Origin of the sequence: Ectopseudomonas composti (assembly GCF_001567565.1) — a bacterium.
Classification (GTDB): Bacteria; Pseudomonadota; Gammaproteobacteria; order Pseudomonadales; family Pseudomonadaceae; genus Aquipseudomonas; species Aquipseudomonas composti_A.
The window spans coordinates 736,508-753,890 of record NZ_LSSW01000029.1; the positions used below are offsets into that span (position 1 = coordinate 736,508).

14 protein-coding genes are annotated in these 17,383 nt (G+C 61.8%); all 14 read right to left on the reverse strand.

Annotated elements, in window-relative coordinates; translation table 11 throughout:
* Positions 1-2: 2 nt before the first annotated feature.
* The 14 genes from PCLY_RS19890 to PCLY_RS19955 all read right to left on the reverse strand — a co-directional run bounded on the left by PCLY_RS19890 (position 3) and on the right by PCLY_RS19955 (position 17,176).
* Positions 3-1,199 (reverse strand): FkbM family methyltransferase, encoded by a 1,197-nt coding sequence (locus PCLY_RS19890; protein WP_061241456.1) that lies wholly within the window; start codon positions 1,197-1,199, stop codon positions 3-5.
* Positions 1,192-3,105 (reverse strand): N-acetylneuraminate synthase family protein, encoded by a 1,914-nt coding sequence (locus tag PCLY_RS19895; protein ID WP_061241459.1) that lies wholly within the window; start codon positions 3,103-3,105, stop codon positions 1,192-1,194. Before PCLY_RS19895 ends, PCLY_RS19890 begins: the two co-directional genes overlap by 8 nt.
* Positions 3,102-4,466, reverse strand: a complete 1,365-nt coding sequence (locus tag PCLY_RS19900; protein WP_061241461.1) for a GHMP family kinase ATP-binding protein — start codon at positions 4,464-4,466, stop codon at positions 3,102-3,104. Before PCLY_RS19900 ends, PCLY_RS19895 begins: the two co-directional genes overlap by 4 nt.
* On the reverse strand, positions 4,463-5,155 hold the full coding sequence (locus tag PCLY_RS19905) for a sugar phosphate nucleotidyltransferase (protein ID WP_061241464.1): 693 nt from the start codon (positions 5,153-5,155) through the stop codon (positions 4,463-4,465). The genes PCLY_RS19900 and PCLY_RS19905 overlap by 4 nt, the downstream gene beginning before the upstream one ends.
* Positions 5,155-6,477, reverse strand: a complete 1,323-nt coding sequence (gene rfbH, locus PCLY_RS19910; protein ID WP_061241467.1) for a lipopolysaccharide biosynthesis protein RfbH — start codon at positions 6,475-6,477, stop codon at positions 5,155-5,157. The genes PCLY_RS19905 and rfbH overlap by 1 nt, the downstream gene beginning before the upstream one ends.
* Positions 6,470-7,537: a CDP-glucose 4,6-dehydratase gene (gene rfbG, locus PCLY_RS19915; protein ID WP_061241470.1), complete on the reverse strand. Its 1,068-nt coding sequence runs from the start codon at positions 7,535-7,537 to the stop codon at positions 6,470-6,472. Before rfbG ends, rfbH begins: the two co-directional genes overlap by 8 nt.
* On the reverse strand, positions 7,528-8,298 hold the full coding sequence (gene rfbF, locus PCLY_RS19920) for a glucose-1-phosphate cytidylyltransferase (RefSeq protein ID WP_061241473.1): 771 nt from the start codon (positions 8,296-8,298) through the stop codon (positions 7,528-7,530). Before rfbF ends, rfbG begins: the two co-directional genes overlap by 10 nt.
* Before the next feature lie 197 nt (positions 8,299-8,495).
* Positions 8,496-10,184: a flagellar hook-associated protein 3 gene (locus PCLY_RS19925; protein WP_061241476.1), complete on the reverse strand. Its 1,689-nt coding sequence runs from the start codon at positions 10,182-10,184 to the stop codon at positions 8,496-8,498.
* A gap of 68 nt (positions 10,185-10,252) precedes the next feature.
* Positions 10,253-12,298 (reverse strand): flagellar hook-associated protein FlgK, encoded by a 2,046-nt coding sequence (gene flgK, locus PCLY_RS19930; RefSeq protein WP_061241480.1) that lies wholly within the window; start codon positions 12,296-12,298, stop codon positions 10,253-10,255.
* A gap of 9 nt (positions 12,299-12,307) precedes the next feature.
* On the reverse strand, positions 12,308-13,492 hold the full coding sequence (gene flgJ, locus PCLY_RS19935) for a flagellar assembly peptidoglycan hydrolase FlgJ (RefSeq protein ID WP_061241483.1): 1,185 nt from the start codon (positions 13,490-13,492) through the stop codon (positions 12,308-12,310).
* A 14-nt stretch (positions 13,493-13,506) separates the two neighbouring features.
* The gene (locus PCLY_RS19940) at positions 13,507-14,586 is read right to left on the reverse strand and encodes a flagellar basal body P-ring protein FlgI (RefSeq protein ID WP_061241655.1); all 1,080 of its coding nucleotides are present in this window, start codon (positions 14,584-14,586) and stop codon (positions 13,507-13,509) included.
* A gap of 256 nt (positions 14,587-14,842) precedes the next feature.
* Entirely contained in the window at positions 14,843-15,565 is a 723-nt protein-coding gene (flgH, locus tag PCLY_RS19945) for a flagellar basal body L-ring protein FlgH (protein ID WP_061241485.1), read from the reverse strand.
* A gap of 38 nt (positions 15,566-15,603) precedes the next feature.
* Positions 15,604-16,389: a flagellar basal-body rod protein FlgG gene (flgG, locus tag PCLY_RS19950; RefSeq protein ID WP_061241487.1), complete on the reverse strand. Its 786-nt coding sequence runs from the start codon at positions 16,387-16,389 to the stop codon at positions 15,604-15,606.
* A gap of 46 nt (positions 16,390-16,435) precedes the next feature.
* A complete protein-coding gene (locus tag PCLY_RS19955) occupies positions 16,436-17,176 on the reverse strand; it encodes a flagellar basal body rod protein FlgF (protein WP_061241489.1) in 741 nt (246 codons plus the stop codon).
* Positions 17,177-17,383 lie beyond the last annotated feature (207 nt).

Consider the following 17,383-nt stretch of genomic DNA (forward strand, 5'->3'; position numbering starts at 1 on the left):
GATCACTCGGCAAAAGAATGCTGGGGGAGTCGGTCATTGGGAACGGCATAGAGCACTAGATCCCACCCCTCGGCTAGATGCGGACCAAGACGGAAGTGGTAGCACGGTTGATAGGCGTGCAGTTGCAGCAGGATCGTCCACAGATGGTTCTGCTCGTGATAGACGCACACCGCAATCAGCGGCTGTCGCTCAATGATCAGCTTGCGCCCGCCTTCGAGACACTGCGGCTCGAAACCTTCGATATCGATTTTGATGAAGGTGGGCGGCGCGATACGCTCGCAAAGCGTATCCAGCGTGGTCACCGTGACCCGCTCACTACCACTGCCCACGCGTGCGGCCGGACCGCCCTGGGCCTCGATCAGCACCTCACCGCAAGCATCCCCTACCGCCAGTTGGTGGGCATGAAAACTGCCGCGGCCTTGCAGACGCAGCAGGGTATTGAGCAAAGCCTGATAGTTGCTTGACGAGGGCTCGAACGAATGAATTTCGTGAAAGGGCCGACCACTTTCAAGATAGCCCAACACCGAGTCACCGTTGAAGGCACCGATGTCGTACACCACCTCATCGGCATATTCGTTACTGAAATAGCGGTCGAAATAGATCGCCTGCGGCGCTGCAGGTGGCAGCAGGTTGTAGTCGAGAAACAGTCGCCATTCGATGTGGTCAACGAACAGGCGTCGCGATTCATCGTCCCCCAGCAAGCCGAAGGCCGTGCGGATGCGCTTGGCATCAGCCAGCACCTTCTCTGGCAAATCCAGGGAATAATGCGGCAGAAAGCTCTGCGGATAACGCCAGGCCAGATGACCGAACAGAGCGATTCGCTCGAAACCCAGAGCCTGCAGCGGGCCCAGGCGGTCGATCATGCGGTCGGTCGCTTCGCCGCACCAGATGGTCGCGATCACGCCCGGCAGCGGCCCCTGCCATTGCTGGGCCAGCGTAGCGGGTGCTAACACCGGCACCCGCTCGATCTGCGTGCCCCACAACGCGGGGTTGTTGTCGATGAAGGCCTCTGGCTTGACACCCATAGCCTGCAGCACGGCCAATGCTTTGCGCCCCAGGTTGCCGGCACCGAACAGGATGAATGGCTGATCCAGCCCACCGAGCAAACAATCTAGGGTTTGCTCCTGTCGCCTGCGCACCGCGTCGAGCGGCTCGGCGAGCAGTCGCTCCAGGCGCTGCGTGAGGGTTTCGCTATGCATGGCTGCTGCCTCGCAGTGATTGCAGGTAACGCAAAGCCGACCAGAACCCTGCGCCATGATCCTTGTGCCCCTGCCAAACCTCGGGGATGAAGCTGACCTGTGGATGCTGGCGAATCTGCGCCCAAGTGGCCGGCCAGTCGATGTCGCCGGTACCCATCAGCACGCCTTCACCGTTGGTGCCTTTGGCATCGGCCACGTGCAGGTGCGCAGAATGCGGCAGCAGCAGGGCCAGCGCTTGCTGAAAATCGAGACCGAAGTGGAAGCAGGTCATTTGCAGGTGCGACAGATCCAGGCATAGGCGCAGACCGTGCTCACGCGCTTGGGCGGCCAGTTCCTCGGGCATCATGAAGATGTTCTGGTGACGCTGACCGCCGAAGTGCCAGGGGAACGGCGCCATGTTCTGCGGGATCAGTTCGGTTCCGGCGAAATCCACCTGGCGGCAGGCTTCGTGGAAGCGCTCGTAGAGTTCAGGGCGCATGGCCAGCGGACGCGGCTCGTCGGCGGAAAAGCCACCGATGTTGGCCACGATCAAACGCGCATCGGCGTTGGGGAAGAACTCACCAATCTGCAGGGTCGCGTCCACCACACGCTGCAGGTTATCGATCGAGCGCTGGCGATAGATCGGATCATCCGAGGCCAGATCCAGTAACTCGCTGTTCTCGAACAGCTCCGGCGCATGCACCACCAGGCGCGAACAGTCGACCTCGGCGAGAAACGTCTGTGGTTTGAGGCTGAGGTCACGGTAGGACAGGTGGAACTCGAACAGATCCGGGTTGATCCGCCGGCGGTAATCGAGGAAGTCGTGATAGCGCACCGGCACGCCCCAGCGAATAGGCAGCTCGAACGCCAGACGTTGCTCCTGAGCCTGCTCGCTGAGATCGCTGTCGAAGAGAAAATCGCCTAGGGCGATATCGCGCGCTGCCGGTTTGCCCAGCAGCTCCGGCAAGCGATACGGAGGCAGGCCCTGACCAGGGCTGGCGATGCGCAGCATCGACGCCTCCAGAACGGTGCCGCGAGCAATATCACGTGCGGCGATCACGCTCTTGCCGAGGTTCTCGCGGTTGAGCAGCTCGCCCTGGCTGGCATGGCGAGCTGGGCCTTGCCAGGGCAAGGCCAGCTCCAGTTGGCGGATGCCGTCGACCAGTTGGCGGAATTCGCCCGGCTCCAGACTGGCCAGGTGATCCGGCCCCTCCATGCCGCGATCCAGGGTGATGTGGCGTTCCACCAACTTGGCACCCAGCGCCACGGCGCCGAGGGTGATGGCGATACCGCGCTCATGCCCGGAGTAGCCGATCAATCCGTGCAGCTCCTGCAGGCGCTGCAGATAACCGAGCTGAATGTCCGACTCAGGCGCCGGGTAGGCACTGTTGCAATGCAGCAGTGCGAACGGCGTACCGAGCGTCTTGAGCTGCTCGATGGCGCGCACGATTTCATGCTCGAAGGACATCCCAGTGGAGAGAATCAGCGGCTTGCCCAGACTGGCGGCCTTGGCGATCAAGTAGGGGTTGCACAGATCCGCCGAGGCAATCTTCAGTGCCGCAACATCGAAGCTGGCCAGCGCATCGACGCTGGGTTCATCCCACGGAGTGCACAGGTAGGTGATGCCTTTCTGCGCACAATAGGCACGCACATGGCGGTGCTCGTCGAGGCTGAGTTCTACCTTGTCCAACAAGTCCTGAATGTACTCGACGCCCAGATCCTCGGCACGCGAGCCATCGGCCTTGCGCCGATACAAGGCGTCCCGGTTGCGCAACTGGAACTTGACGCAATCAGCACCGGCCTCGATAGCCGCGTCTACCAGTTGCCGCGCCAGCGCCAGCGAGCCGTTGTGATTGTTGCCGACTTCGGCGATGACGTAGACGCGCTCGCCGCCAAGCGCGAAGCCGTCAATGTGAAATTGGGTCATTGGATTTTCGTTCGCCATGAGGTCACGCCGCTCGATTCGAAGCGGAAGTTCTGGGTCTGACAGCCCAGCGCGCCGACGGCGTTGATCACACGCTGGCGGTGCTGGGGCTGGACGTAGAACAGGAAAAAACCGCCGCCGCCAGCGCCCAGCAGCTTGCCGCCGCAGGCCCCAGCAGCCAGGGCGGCTGCATAGATGTCGTCGAGTCGGCCATCGCTGATGGCCGAGGAAAAACGCTTCTTCAACTGCCAGGCTTCATCCAGGCAGGTGCCGAACGCCTTGAGCTCGCCCCGGATAAGAAAGTGGTGCATGCGCCGGCACAGGGTGACGCTGGCGCTGAGCAGTTCGGTTTGCGACAGCTCGGCCTCGATTTCCTCGCGCTGCAGTTCGTGCAGGCGCCCGGAGTCATGGGAGATACCGGTGTCGCACAGCACCAAGCAGGACTCCAGCTCATTGCGGATGGCGTCTTCCAGACGAATCGGGTGCACGAGATTGCGCTGATTTTCGAACTCGATCAGGTTGAAACCGCCGAACGCCGAGGCGTACTGATCCTGCCAGCCACCGGCGATACCGAAACACAGGCGCTCGGCCTGGAATGCAAGCTCGGCGATTTCGTAAGTGTTCCAGCGATCCTGACGCAGCTCGTTGAACACGGCGATGGTCGCGGTGGTGGCCGCCGATGAGCCGCCCAGGCCAGAGCCAACGGGGAAGTCCGAACGCAGGTAGAGATCGAAGCCATACTTGGGCTTGATCACCGCGACGATGGTGGCCAGCAGGCTCTTCTCCGGCGCGGCCAGCAACTCGGCCAGGGAGCTGTAATGCTCTTCGCGTTTCAGGTCTTCAGCGAAGATGCTGATGCACCCATCGTCACGTGGGATCAACGTGGCATGGGCATACAGCCCCACGGTGCAACTGAGCACCGCCGCGGAGTGGTCGATGAAGAAATAGGTGAGATCGGCACCGCCGCCGCAGAAGCTCATCCGCACCGGTGCGCGAGCACGCGCCAGGACAGGCACCTCGGCGCTGGCGGCCATCTGCCGGGTGTACACCTCAACCAGGCGGCCTTGCTCGTCCAAACCCGGCAAGGCAATGTAGCCCAGGTCGAATGCCTTGAGCAGATCCTCACGCGGCACGCCAACCTGCACCGAGCGAAACTCCTCGTTCATGCAGGCGGTCACTGGCTCGTCCGTTTTACCGCCTTGCAGCAGATGGCGGCGCACATCTCCGTTGGTCACGACCCCCAGCAATCGCATGTGCTCGTCCACCACGAAGGCAATCTGCAGGGCGCCGGCCTCGATGCATTCGACCGCGTCTAGGATGCTCTGCCGTTCGCGGATGCTGAGGGTTTGTACGAGCACGCTCATGATCGAGATTCCATCCGAAAATCATTGGCATAGCGCTCAAGCGACTCCGGCGTACCGATGTCGATGAAGCGACCGCAATACTCGATGACGCTCACGGTCTCGCGGGCCAGCAAATCGGGCAACAGTTCCTGCTCCATCGAACACGCCCGCACGGTAGCGCTCGCGAAAGTTTCGCAGGTGAAAGCGTAGACGCCTGCATTGATCAAGCCTGGTCCTTCGCGCCCCTTCTCCAGTAGCGCACGCAACCGGCCACACGCATCGACCTCCAGGCTGCCGTAGCGACTGCGGTCATCCACCCGCACAGCCAGCAGCGCACTGCCATGCCCCTGCGTCATCAGCGCGTAACCATCGGCATCGACAAAGGTATCGGCGTTGAGCACCAGATAGCGTCCCTGCGGCGGTTGCTCGCGCAAGGCATTGAGCAGTGCACCGCCCGTCCCCATGGGGCTGGGTTCGACCACCAGCAGCAGGTGCAGTCCGGCGTCCCGCGCCAGATCTGCCAGCTGTTCAGCGACCTGCTCGGCCCGGTAGTGAGCACAGAGTACCGCCTCGCTGACGCCGGCCCGCGCCAACTGGCGCAACACGCGCGCCAGAAAAGGCTCGCCGTGTACCGGCACCAGCGCCTTCTGGGCGTCCGTCACGCTGCGCAAGCGCGTGCCGAAACCGCCACAGAGCACGTAGGCACGCATCAACGCAGCCTCCGCACATAGGTTTCCAGGCTGCGCGCGGCGTGCTCCAAATGATCCTCGGACAGCCCCGGCCACAGGCCGATCCAGAAGGTGTCACGCATCACCTTGTCGGTCATCGTCAGCTCACCGCACACGCGGTACACCTGGCCCTGCATGTAGGGTTGACGCGTCAGGTTACCGGCGAAGAGTAGGCGCGTACCCACGCGTTGCTCATCCAGATAACGCAACAGCCCGACCCGCTCGATACCGCAACCATCGCTCAGGGTCAGCGGGAAGCCGAACCACGAGGGATCACTGCCAGGCGTTGCCTGCGGCAGGATCAACTGGTCGGCGCAGCCGGCCAAGCGTTCGCTGAGCCAGGCAAAATTGCGCTTGCGCGCGGCAATGAAGTCATCCAGGCGATCCATCTGCGCCAGTGCGCAGGCGGCCTGCATGTCAGTGATCTTAAGGTTGTAGCCCAGGTGCGAGTAGGTGTACTTGTGGTCGTAGCCTTCCGGTAAGTCACCCAGTTGCCAGCAAAAGCGCTTGCCACAGGTATTATCCTCGCCGGGCGCGCAATAGCAGTCACGCCCCCAGTCGCGAAACGACTCGACGATGCGCTTTAGCAACGGCGAGTCAGTGAAAACCGCCCCCCCCTCGCCCATGGTGATGTGATGCGCGGGGTAGAAGCTGAGCGTACCCAGATCGCCAAAGCTACCCACCTGGCGACCTTCGTAGGTCGAACCGAGGGCATCGCAGCAATCTTCGATCAGCCACAGGCCATAACGATCACACAGCTCGCGGATGACCTTGAGGTTGAACGGGTTGCCCAGCGTGTGGGCAAGCATGATCGCCTTGGTACGCGGGCCGATGGCGGCTTCGATCAAAGCCGGATCGATGTTGTAAGTGCCCAGTTCGATATCGACGAACACCGGCACCGCGCCGAACTGCAAGATCGGGTTGACCGTAGTGGGAAAGCCTGCTGCCACACCAATCACTTCATCGCCCTTGCGAATCGCTCGCTCGCCCAGACGCGGCGAGGTCAACGCGGAGAACGCCAGTAAATTGGCCGAGGAGCCGGAGTTGGTGGTCAGTACGCAGCGGCGCCCGAGATACCGGGCCAGACGCTTTTCGAAAGCCTCGTTGAAACGCCCGGTGGTCAGCCAGCCGTCGAGCACGGCCTCGGTCATGTTTTTCAGCTCGCCAGCACCGATCACTTTGCCCGATGGCGGCACGGCATCGCGGCCAGCTTCGAAGGCAGCAGGTGCCAGTTGCAGCTCGGCATAACGCTCCACCAGCTCGGTTATCTGCTGACGTAGCGCTTGCGCCGTCTGTTCACTCATGGATTTCGCCTTGATAGGCCGCAATCTGGGCGCGGCTGAATGTCTGCATGTCCTCGCCGGTCTGCCAGGCCTGGTGCCAGTCGAGGGTTCGTTCGATGGCCTGCTGCAAAGTCCAGCGTGGCCGCCAGCCCAGACGAGTACGCGCCTGACTGGAGTCCAGCGCAAGCAAGCCTGCTTCGTGTGGTTGCTCAGCCGCTTCAACCGTCCAGGACGCCTGGCCTGGCCAGCGCTGGGCCAGTCGCTCGACCAGTTCGCCGACACTGACCAGCCCCTCGTTGTCGGGGCCGAAGTTCCATGCCGAGGTCACCGCCTCGCCCTGCTCGACCAGCGCCTGCGCCAGGCACAGATAGCCATGCAGCGGTTCGAGTACGTGCTGCCAGGGGCGCACGGCTTGCGGGTAACGCAGCGTCAGTGACCGCCCGGCCTGCCAGGCACGCAAAATGTCGGGCAACAAGCGATCTGCCGACCAGTCGCCACCGCCGATCACATTGCCGGCCCGCGCCGTGGCCAGTGCGATACCGGACTCACGCAGGAACGACTCGCGCCAAGACGCGCACAGCAACTCCACGCAGGCTTTGCTGCTGCTATAGGGATCGTGCCCGCCAAGGTTGTCACTTTCGCGGTACGGCCAGAGCCATTCTCGATTCTCGTAGCACTTGTCGCTGGTCACTACCAGTACAGCGCGCACGCTGTCGCAGCAACGAACCGCTTCCAGCAGGTTGACCGTACCCATAACGTTGGTGGCGTAGGTTTCGGCTGGTGCGCGGTAGGACTCACGCACCAGTGCTTGAGCCGCCAGGTGCAGGACGATTTCCGGGCGAAAAGCCGCAACGACCTCGGCAACGCGCTGAGCGTCACGGATGTCAGCCAGGGTGCCAGGCATCCGCTGCGCCAGGCGGACGACCTGCCAAAGCGATGGCTCAGCAGGCGCCGGCAGGGCATAGCCATAGACCTCAGCGCCCAACTCCTGCAACCACAGCGCCAGCCATCCGCCCTTGAAACCGGTATGCCCGGTCAACAGGACTCGACGGCCAGCCCAGAACGCCGCATTCACGGCCATATACGCCACTCCGCCTGGCCGCTCTTCCAACGTTCTTCGAGCAACACGCGGTCACGCAGGGTGTCCATCGGCTGCCAGAAGCCGCGATGCAGGTGACTCATGAGCAGGCCTTGCTCGGCCAGTTGGCGCATCGGCTCATATTCCCAGGTGGTTTCATCACCTTCGATGTAATCGAGTACACCGGGCTCAAGCACGAAGAAGCCGCCGTTGATCCAGCCACCATCGCCCTGGGGTTTTTCCTGGAACCCCTGCACGCGCTGCCCTTGTATATCCAGCGCACCATAGCGGCCGGGCGGCTGCACGGCCGTCACCGTAGCAAGCTTGCCGTGGCTGCGGTGGAATTCGATCAGCTGTGCGATATCGATGTCGGCCACGCCATCGCCGTAGGTCAGGCAGAAGGTCTCGTCGCCCAGGTAATCGCGCACGCGCTTGAGGCGGCCGCCCGTAGCGGTGCTCTCGCCGGTATCAACCAGGGTCACGCGCCACGGCTCAGCATGGCGGTTGTGAATGTGCATCTGGTTTTCCGCCATGTCGAAGGTCACATCCGACATGTGCAGGAAATAGTTGGCGAAATACTCCTTGATCACATAGCCCTTGTAGCCCAGGCAGATCACGAAATCGTTGATACCGAAATGGGAGTAAATCTTCATGATGTGCCAGATGATCGGCTTGCCGCCTATCTCGATCATCGGCTTGGGCCGCAGGTGGGACTCTTCGCTGATACGCGTACCCAACCCACCGGCCAGAATGACTGTTTTCATAGATTCGCCCAGGTCGTCCGTGCTGACCGACAATTCGTTGACCTTATCCCACTCTTACGAACCGCAAGAGCAAAATGCATGCCGCACCGCCAGACGAGACCGGCACACGTATGAAGAGACGGAAAACGAGCGACGAATCTCGGCAGGCTTCCCGCCCGGGGTCGCGAGCGTAACAGCCTTGAGGAGAAAGCGGCTAGCTAACGCAACTGATTGAACAGATTAAGCCCGGCAATCTTCACATAGCTCTGCTGCGCCGCCTCGAGCACGATGGTCTGAAACGACAGGCGCGACAACGCCTCGGCGTAGTCGAGTTCGCGCAGCTCGGCCTGTACCGACTTGTTCACCAGTGTCACATCCTCGTTGTCGACGCTGGTGGTGTCGATCAGGTTGAGGCGCGCGCCGATTTCGGTCTGCACTTCCAGTACGTTGCCCATGCCGTTGTCGAGGTTCTTCAGGGCGATGGCGACTTCATCGCGAACAGCCAGGTTGCCGGCCGGCGAAGTCGGTGAAGACTCCAGAGCCTGACGCAGACGGGAGATAGTGTTGAGGATGCTGCGCTGCTCCTGGAACTGCGGCTGCACACCGAACTCGTCGCCACCTGCGGCAGCGGCGGGACCGGAGATGCTGAACTCAGCCCCGTATACAGCGAAGGTGGCAGGATACGGAGCGGTAACGGTTCCGGTGGTCAACACCGGGCTATTGGGGCCGACCGGCTGGGCATAGACCTCGTAGTTGGTGTCATCGGTGAAACGCAGCACCACTCCGGACGTGGGGAACTGACTGTCGAACACGGCCTGGTTGACGATGTTGCCGCCAGCCACCACGGCTGCCGAACCGTTGGTAGAGGCGCGTGTCACCGCGAACTCGGTGGGCGCCGACTGCAGGGTAAAGCTGTGCGTACCGATGCCTGGCGTGCCAGCGGTGGCAGGCGGCTGAATATCGGCCAGCAGGTTATCGAGATCCAGCTCGTTGTCGCCCTCTTTCAACACCACATCGAGCTGAAAACGCATGCCACGGAAATTGATGACGTTGCCGCCGTTGACCAGCGGATCAATCTTGCCGCCCCCCGGAATCTCGGAGGTGACGTCCGCACCACTGGCATCGTAGATACGGAACTCGGTACCACTGACGAAGGCCAGCGAATAGGGCTCGCCATTACGGAAATCGGAATTGAAGGCGCGCTCGTCCTCGACCAGCCCCGGCGAGATGAAGACGCGCTGGTCGGCAGCCGGCACCGCAGGAATGGTGGTTGCCGGCAAGGGAGGAGATGGCAATGCCGGGTTATTGACTCCGTTGCCGTTAGCCACACGGTTGGCATTGGTGACGTCTTCGAACAGGCGTTTGCCGTTGTCGTTGATCGCCACGCTGGTGGAGCTGGCCACCTGCAGGCTGCGCTGCCCCTCGTCACCGAAGTAGGAGTAGGTCCCGTCCGGGTTACGCACGAAGGGTTCGTTCTTGCCCAGAAAGCCGGAGAACAGATACTCGCCGCGGGCGTTGCGACTGTTCATCAGGTTGAGCAACTCGGCCTCGCGTTCGGATAGTTCCTTGGCGATGGAGTTACGGTCTTCCGCCGATAGCGAACCACCGCCTGCGCGCACTGCCAGCTCGCGCACGCGCTGCAGTACGGTATTAGCCGAGTTGAGCGTGGTCTCTTCCTGGGTCAGGCTGTTCTTGGCGGCGGTGAGGTTGTCGCTGTACTGCTTGAGCACCGCCTGCTGCTGCTCGAGTTGCAGCAGACGTACCGATGCCACCGGGTCGTCTGCCGGAGTGAGAATGCGGTTGCCGCTGCTGATCTGCTCCTGGGTGCGAATCAGATTCGAATAGTTGCGCCCCAGGCCGGAAACGCCGTTGTTGAATGCCTGGATGGATGAGATGCGCATGACCATGGGGCTTGCCTCTTGCAACGCCTGTCATCAGCACAGGCCGCACCTTCCCGAACGCGGGAAGGTGACTATCAGAATGTATTGATCAGAGTATCGAACAGGTTACGCGCAACTTGAATAATCTGCGCGGATGCCTGGTAGTACTGTTCGAACTGGATCAGTTTGGCCGCTTCTTCATCGAGGTTGACCCCAGACACCGAGTCACGATTATCGGTGGCCTGCTTGAGAATCGCGCCCGTCGCTTCACCGTCCACGCGCGCCTGACTGGTCAGCGTACCGACTCGCTCGACGAGGTCACCATAAGAGTCGGAAAAGCTGGAACCGGTGGTTGTGGGCGCTGCCGGATTGATGCCGATCACCGACTTGTTCTGCAGGTTGACCAGGTTCAACGCGTTACGGTTGTCCGACACGCCATTGGTGTTGAACGACACAGAGAAATTGTCGCCACCCGAGGGGCGACCGCTGATGGTCACCTGGTAGTCGAACGCAGCAGGGATCCCAGGCGGGTTGGCCGGTACGCTGATGGTCAGCGCATTGTCCTGCCCGGGGACGATGCTGCCGGTGTCGATCACGTTGCCGTTGATGTCGACCACGTCGTAGCTCTGGGTCGCTCCACCGCCAGCCCCCATCACGATGCGCAGTGGTGGCGCATTACGCAGGCTGGTTTCCAGATCTGCCTGGGCAGCCGGGTCATAGATATCGATTTCGGTCAGCAGTTTCGGCTGAGTGATCTTGCCGGTACCGATATTGGCCGGGCTGGTTTCGGCCTTGAGCGGCGCAGCGAAGGCCAGCTCCTCGGCGTTTTTCATGTCCGCACGGACATCACGACCGGCGTTGCGGGTCGGCATTACCTGAAAGCGGTCGCCTGCGGCAAAGGTGCCGCTGGCCACACCTAGGGAAAAGCCGTCTATCTCAGGTGCCGGCACGGTGGTGATATCGAAGGTTGCCGGCGTGGTCGGGAACTGCGTGCCATCGGACAGGCGCCGCACCACGTACTCGGTGGCACTGGTGAATTGCACCTCGTAGTCGCTGGTGGTCAGCTGCGTGGTGTCCGTGATGGTGACGTTGAGGTTGGCGTTAGGGTCGCTGTTGCCCACACGTGCCAGGCTACGCTGGCTGAGCAGTGCGGGATCATTGATCGAACGGAACAGCTCGTTGCCGAACTGACCATTGAGATCCAGCCCCTGCCCCAGCTGTCGGTTGATCTGATCAGAGATCGACAGCGCCAGACGCCCCACCGAATTGAGTGAAGTGTCCAGTACGTCCTCGCGGTAACGCAGCAGCCCCCCCATCTCGCCACCGGTGATCAACGAAGTGACGTTCTGTCGGGAGTTGCCACTGACGAACTGAATCTCGTGGCGCAGCGGATCAGCCTGCCCCGGCACCACCTCGATTCGAGAGGCCTGACTGCCTACAACCAGAGGCTGGCCGGAACCGATGAACAGGTTGTAGCTGTTGTCGTCCTGCGGAACGACGGTCACGCCGACGAACTCGGACAGCTTGCGCACCGCTTCTTCACGGGCATCGAGCAGGTCATTCGGTGCCTGACCATTGGACGCCGCGATGGCAATTGCGTCGTTGTAACCAGCAATCGAAGTGGCCAGCTGGTTGACCTGATCGGTAACCGCCGACAACTGCTTGTTGATGAAGGCATTCTGCTCGTACAGACGGTCGTAGACCGTGTTGAAGCGCTTGGCCAGACCTTCGGCTTCAGACAGGGCCAACTGCCGTGCCGGTACGTTCGCCGGGTCCTCCGCCGCGGTCTGCAGCGCGGAGAACAGCTTCTGCAAGCCCGGGGTAATCCCCGTGGTGCTGCCCGCCAGCAACGAATCGAGCTGATTGATCTGACTCAGATAAGCCTTGGTGTCGCTGTTCAGGGCCGTGCTGCTACGCACCTGGGTAGTCAGGAATTCGTTATAGATGCGCCGCACGTCCACCAGCGTGGTGCCCGAGCCGATGTAACCGGCGCCGCTGAATTGCGGCGTGCGCGTGGCCTGCACCGAATCCTGACGGGAGAAGCCAGGTGTATTGACGTTGACGATGTTGTGACCGGTAACAGCCAGCGAGGTCTTGTTGGCGGCAAGACCGGAGAGGCCGATATTGAGTAGGTCAGCCATGGTTCAACCTCAAGTCCTTGTGGTGGCGCTATCGGCAGCGGCGATTGCCTGATAGGTCTGCATCTTGCGGGCGATCTGCGAGATCTTGCGCGCATAGTTCGGGTCGGTGGCGTAACCGGCCTGCTGCAGCTCCTTGACGAAACGCTCCGGGTTCTCGGTGACGTTCAGCGCCTTCTCATAGCGACCGTTGTTCTGCAGGAAGCTGACGTAGTCGTCGAAGCTCTGCGCGTAGGAGTCGTAGGCGCGGAAGTTGGCCGCCTCCCTCACCGCCTTGCCGCCCTTGTATTCAGTGGTCAGCACGCGAGCCGACTCACCATCCCACGTGTTGTGGGACTTGATGCCGAACAGGTTGTGGCTGCTCTGGCCATCGCCAGTGCGAATGATCGACTTGCCCCAGCCGGTTTCCAGCGCGGCCTGCGCCACCAGATAACGCGGGTCGACGCCGATCTTCTCGGCTGCAGCCTCCGCCATTGGCAGCATGGTGGCGACGAATTCCTGCGGCGAGCTGAACGCCGCCTTGCCCGGCGCCAGCGGCGGCTGGGCGATACGCCGGCCGGTCAAGGCATCGCTGTTGGCCAAGCTCAGAGCTAGCGCCTTGGGTGCAGCACTGGCCTGAGCCGGAATCCAGTCATTACCTGCCAGTGCCTTGCCCTCGCCTTCCCCTGCCGACGGCACGATGCCGGCCAACAGGCGATCGGCCAGCTTGCCCGGCACCGCCAGGCGGCGACGATTGAGCAGTGCCACGTCATCACGGAAACCTTCGCTGTTGGCGACCTTGTCGGCTTTCGCCTCACCTGTCGCGGCAACCGGCTGTTCGATCTGCGCGAAGGGATTGGGACGACTGGAGGGATGCTTGATCTTCGACATCTGCCGCACCAGCACGTCGGCCAGACCAATGCCGCGCCCTTCCTTGGAGAGCGTTACGGCCAGTTGCTGATCGTGCATGTCCTGATAGGTCTTGCTCTCGTTGCTGTTCATGAAGTTGCCCTCGCCGAACGCGGCGTTGGCCGAGCGCATGGCCTTGAGCATTTCGTTCATGAACAGCGACTCGAACTCCTGAGCGACCTTGCGGATGTTCTGCTCGGTATCACCGCCCACCTTGAACTGGTTGAGGCGGTTCAGGTCGGTGAAAGCACCGCTATCGACCGGGCTTTTGCCACCGGCCAGCAGGCCGGCTGAGAGTCGGGAATCCATATCGGCGATCCTCCTCAGATCACGATCAGGTCAGCCTGAAGAGCGCCGGCTTGCTTGAGCGCCTCCAGGATGGCCATCAGGTCGGAAGGCGCCGCGCCCACCTGGTTAACCGCACGGACGATCTCGTCGAGACTGGTGCCCGGGCCGAACTTGAACATCGGCTTGGCTTCTTGCTCGGCGCCCACGCGCGAACGGGGTACCACTGCAGTCTGCCCGCCGGACAGGGCCTCGGGCTGGCTGACGATAGGGTCTTCGGTGATGGTCACAGTCAGGCTGCCGTGGGTGACGGCGGCCGGTTGCACCTTGACGTCCTGACCGATCACGATCGTGCCGGTGCGCGAGTTGATGATGACCTTGGCCACTGCCTTGCCGGCTTCGACCTGAAGATTCTCGAGGATCGACAGGTAATCGACACGCTGATTGGGATCGAGCGGCGCACTGACGCGAATCGACCCGCCATCGATGGCCTGCGCGACGCCCGGGCCAAGCAGGTCGTTGATCTGATCGACGATGTTCTTCGCCGTGGTGAAGTCGGGCCGATTGAGGTTGAGGGTCAGGGTGTTGCCCTGATCGAAGCCGCTCGGTACCGGACGCTCCACCGTGGCACCACCCGGAATACGGCCGGCGGACGGCACGTTGACGGTGATGCGCGAGCCATCGGCGCCGCTGGCATCGAAGCCACCGACCACCAGGTTGCCCTGGGCGATGGCGTAGACGTTGCCGTCGATGCCCTTGAGCGGCGTCATCAGCAGGCTGCCGCCACGCAGGCTCTTGGCGTTACCAATGGAGGAAATGGTGATGTCGATGGTCTGGCCTGGTTTGGCGAACGCCGGCAGGTCAGCATGCACCGACACCGCTGCGACGTTCTTCAACTGCACGTTGCCGCCTGGCGGCACCTTGATGCCGAACTGGGCCAGCATGTTGTTGAAGGTCTGCACGGTAAATGGCGTCTGGGTAGTCTGGTCGCCACTGCCATTGAGACCGACCACCAGGCCGTAACCGATCAACTGGTTGCTGCGCACCCCCTGGATCGACGCCAGATCCTTCAGGCGCTCGGCCTGGGTCGGCAGGCTCAGCAGCATGCACGCGAGCATGGTCGCCAGCAGCAGCCAATCGTTGGCACCGCGATGGCGATAGCCACGATGAGCAACGGCGAACTGCCGACGGCACGCCCCTGCCTGTGCCGACTCGAGGCGGTCAAGTCGCGCGCCTCGCTTGGCGCTCGAGGTGACGGTAAAAGCCTTGCGCGCAGAGCCGCCAGCCGTCACTCGCGCATACCAGTGAGACAGACGATTGAACAGCACGTACGGGGAATGAGTCAGCCAGGTTTTCATCTACAGCTCCCCGCGATCAGAACGGCCACAGTGGGCTCATGAAGAAACGACTCATCCAGCCGGGTTGGCTGGCATCGGCGAAGGCACCAGTACCCGAATAGGTGATGCGCGCATCGGCGACACGAGTGGAAGACACGGTGTTATCGGTGGAAATATCGTCGGCTCGCACCAGCCCGGAAATACGCATCAGTTCATCGCCGGTATTGAGCGTCATCCACTTCTCGCCGCGCACAGCCAGAATGCCGTTGGGCAGCACCTCAGCCACGGTCACGGTGACCGAACCCGACAGGCTGTTGCTCTGCCCGGCCTGACCGGAGCCAGTGTTGGCGCGCTTGGAATCCCAGCTCGAATCCAGACTCAGGTTGTTGTTGGTCATACCCAGAGCACTGAGGCTGCGCAGCGGGTTGTCTGGCGCGACGGCCATACCGAACAGATTGGGCACCCCCAGGGTGCCGCTGCTGTCTTTCTGCAGCGCACTGTTGGCGTTCTTACTGGCCTGGGTCCGTTCGTTCAGCGAGATGGTGATGATGTCACCCACGCGAAATGCCTTGCGGTCGTCATACAGGCCGTTCTCGAAACCCGCCTGATAGATCGAACCATTGTTCTGTGCAGCCGGAAGCGGCGTACGCGGCAGCACCGGCGCGTAATAGGGATCATCCGGCTTGGCTGTCGGCGCCACGCAACCGCTGACAAGCAGCAAGCCAGCCAACAGGGGGAAACAGAAAATTTGCCGGTTCATAACCACTACCTCGCGGCGTTCACAACAGAGTCAAAAAATCAGAGGTTCTGCGTCACGAAGGACAGCATCTGATCAGCGGTGGAAATCACCTTGGAGTTCATTTCATAGGCACGCTGGGTGGTGATCATGTTCACCAGCTCCTCCACCACACTGACGTTGGAGTTTTCCAGGGTGTTCTGCAGCGTGGTACCCAGACCATTGAGCCCTGGGTTGCCGACCTGTGGCGCACCGCTGGAACCGGTCTCCAGGAACAGGTTGTTGCCGATGGCTTCAAGGCCTGCCGGGTTGACGAAGTCAGCCAGCTGAATGTTGCCGATCACCTGCGGCTGCGCGTTGCCGGCGGTGGTCACCGAAACGGTACCGTCCTCACCGACGGTGAAAGTGCGCACTTCGGCGGGCAGGACGATGGCCGGCTCCAGGGCAAAGCCCTGGGAAGTGACAATCTGCCCGTCGGAGTTCAGATGGAAGCTGCCATCACGGGTATAGGAAACGGTGCCGTTGGGCTGCAGGATCTGGAAGAAGCCACGGCCGTTCACTGCCAAATCCAGCGGCTGCTCGGTGGTCTGCAGGCTGCCGGCGGTGAAGATCTTCTGCGTTCCCACCACGCGCACACCTGTACCCAACTGCAGACCGGACGGCAGTTCGCTGTCCTGGCTGGACTGGCCACCAGGCTGACGACGGATCTGATAGAGCAGATCCTCGAACTCGGCGCGATCGCGCTTGAAGCCGGTGGTCGCAACGTTGGCCAGGTTGTTGGAAATGGTGGTCAGGTTCATGTCCTGGGCGGACAAACCGGTCTTGCTGACCCACAGTGCCGGAAGCATATCGTTTCTCCTCGGGCGCCGGTTTTACGGCGCCGCGTGCTGGTAATTAGCTAATCTGCAAAACCCGCGCCATGGCCGACGAGTTGTCCTCGGCGGTGCGCATCATCTTCACCGACAGCTCGAACTGGCGGGACAGGGAAAGGATTGCGGTCATCTCCTCGACGGCATTGACGTTGCTCGCCTCGAGAAAGCCGGAGGTCACCTCAACGGTGGCATCCGCCAGCACTTCAGGCTGGCCCTTGACGCGAATCAGGCCATCGGTGCCCTTCTCCAGGCTCTTGGGATCCGGGTTGACCAGCTTAATGCGGTCAACTTCAGCCAACACATTGGGGTTCTCACCCAACGCACGAATACTGATGGTGCCGTCCTGGCCGATTTCCACTTTCTGCTCCGGCGGCACGGCAATCGGCCCGGCATTGCCCATCACCGGCAAACCGTTGCCGGTGCGCAACATCCCCAGCGCATCGATGTTCAGACTGGCAGTGCGCACATAGGCTTCGCTGCCATCAGGAGCCTGCACGGCTATCCAGCCCTTGCCGCCCACCGCCACATCCATGTCACGCCCGGTTTCCTGCAGCGAGCCCGGACGAAAATCGGTGGCGGGACGTTCGCTCATGGCAAACACCCGAGCCGGAAAGGTTTCACCGAACAGCGGCATGGAGCGCGCCTGCTCGAAATCACGGCGGAAACCCGTGGTGGAAACGTTCGCCAGGTTGTTGGCGTGGGCGCGCAGCCCCAGGGTGTTGTTCTGCGCTCCAGTCATGGAGACATACAGCATCTTGTCCATGGTAATTCTCCGAGTGGGCGACACGCCCTTGGCTCTTTGCAAGCTTTAAAGCAAGCGCTGTGCCAGCCACGAAAAACAAATACAAGAGACTGATTTAAAAGGATTTTATAGGAAGAGAGAGATTGCAAAGAAAAGCCGGCGGCGGGGTTTTGCCGGCCCTTGAACGGCAAAGCGGCAAGCCTGGCTTGCCGCTTTGCCTCTACCGCC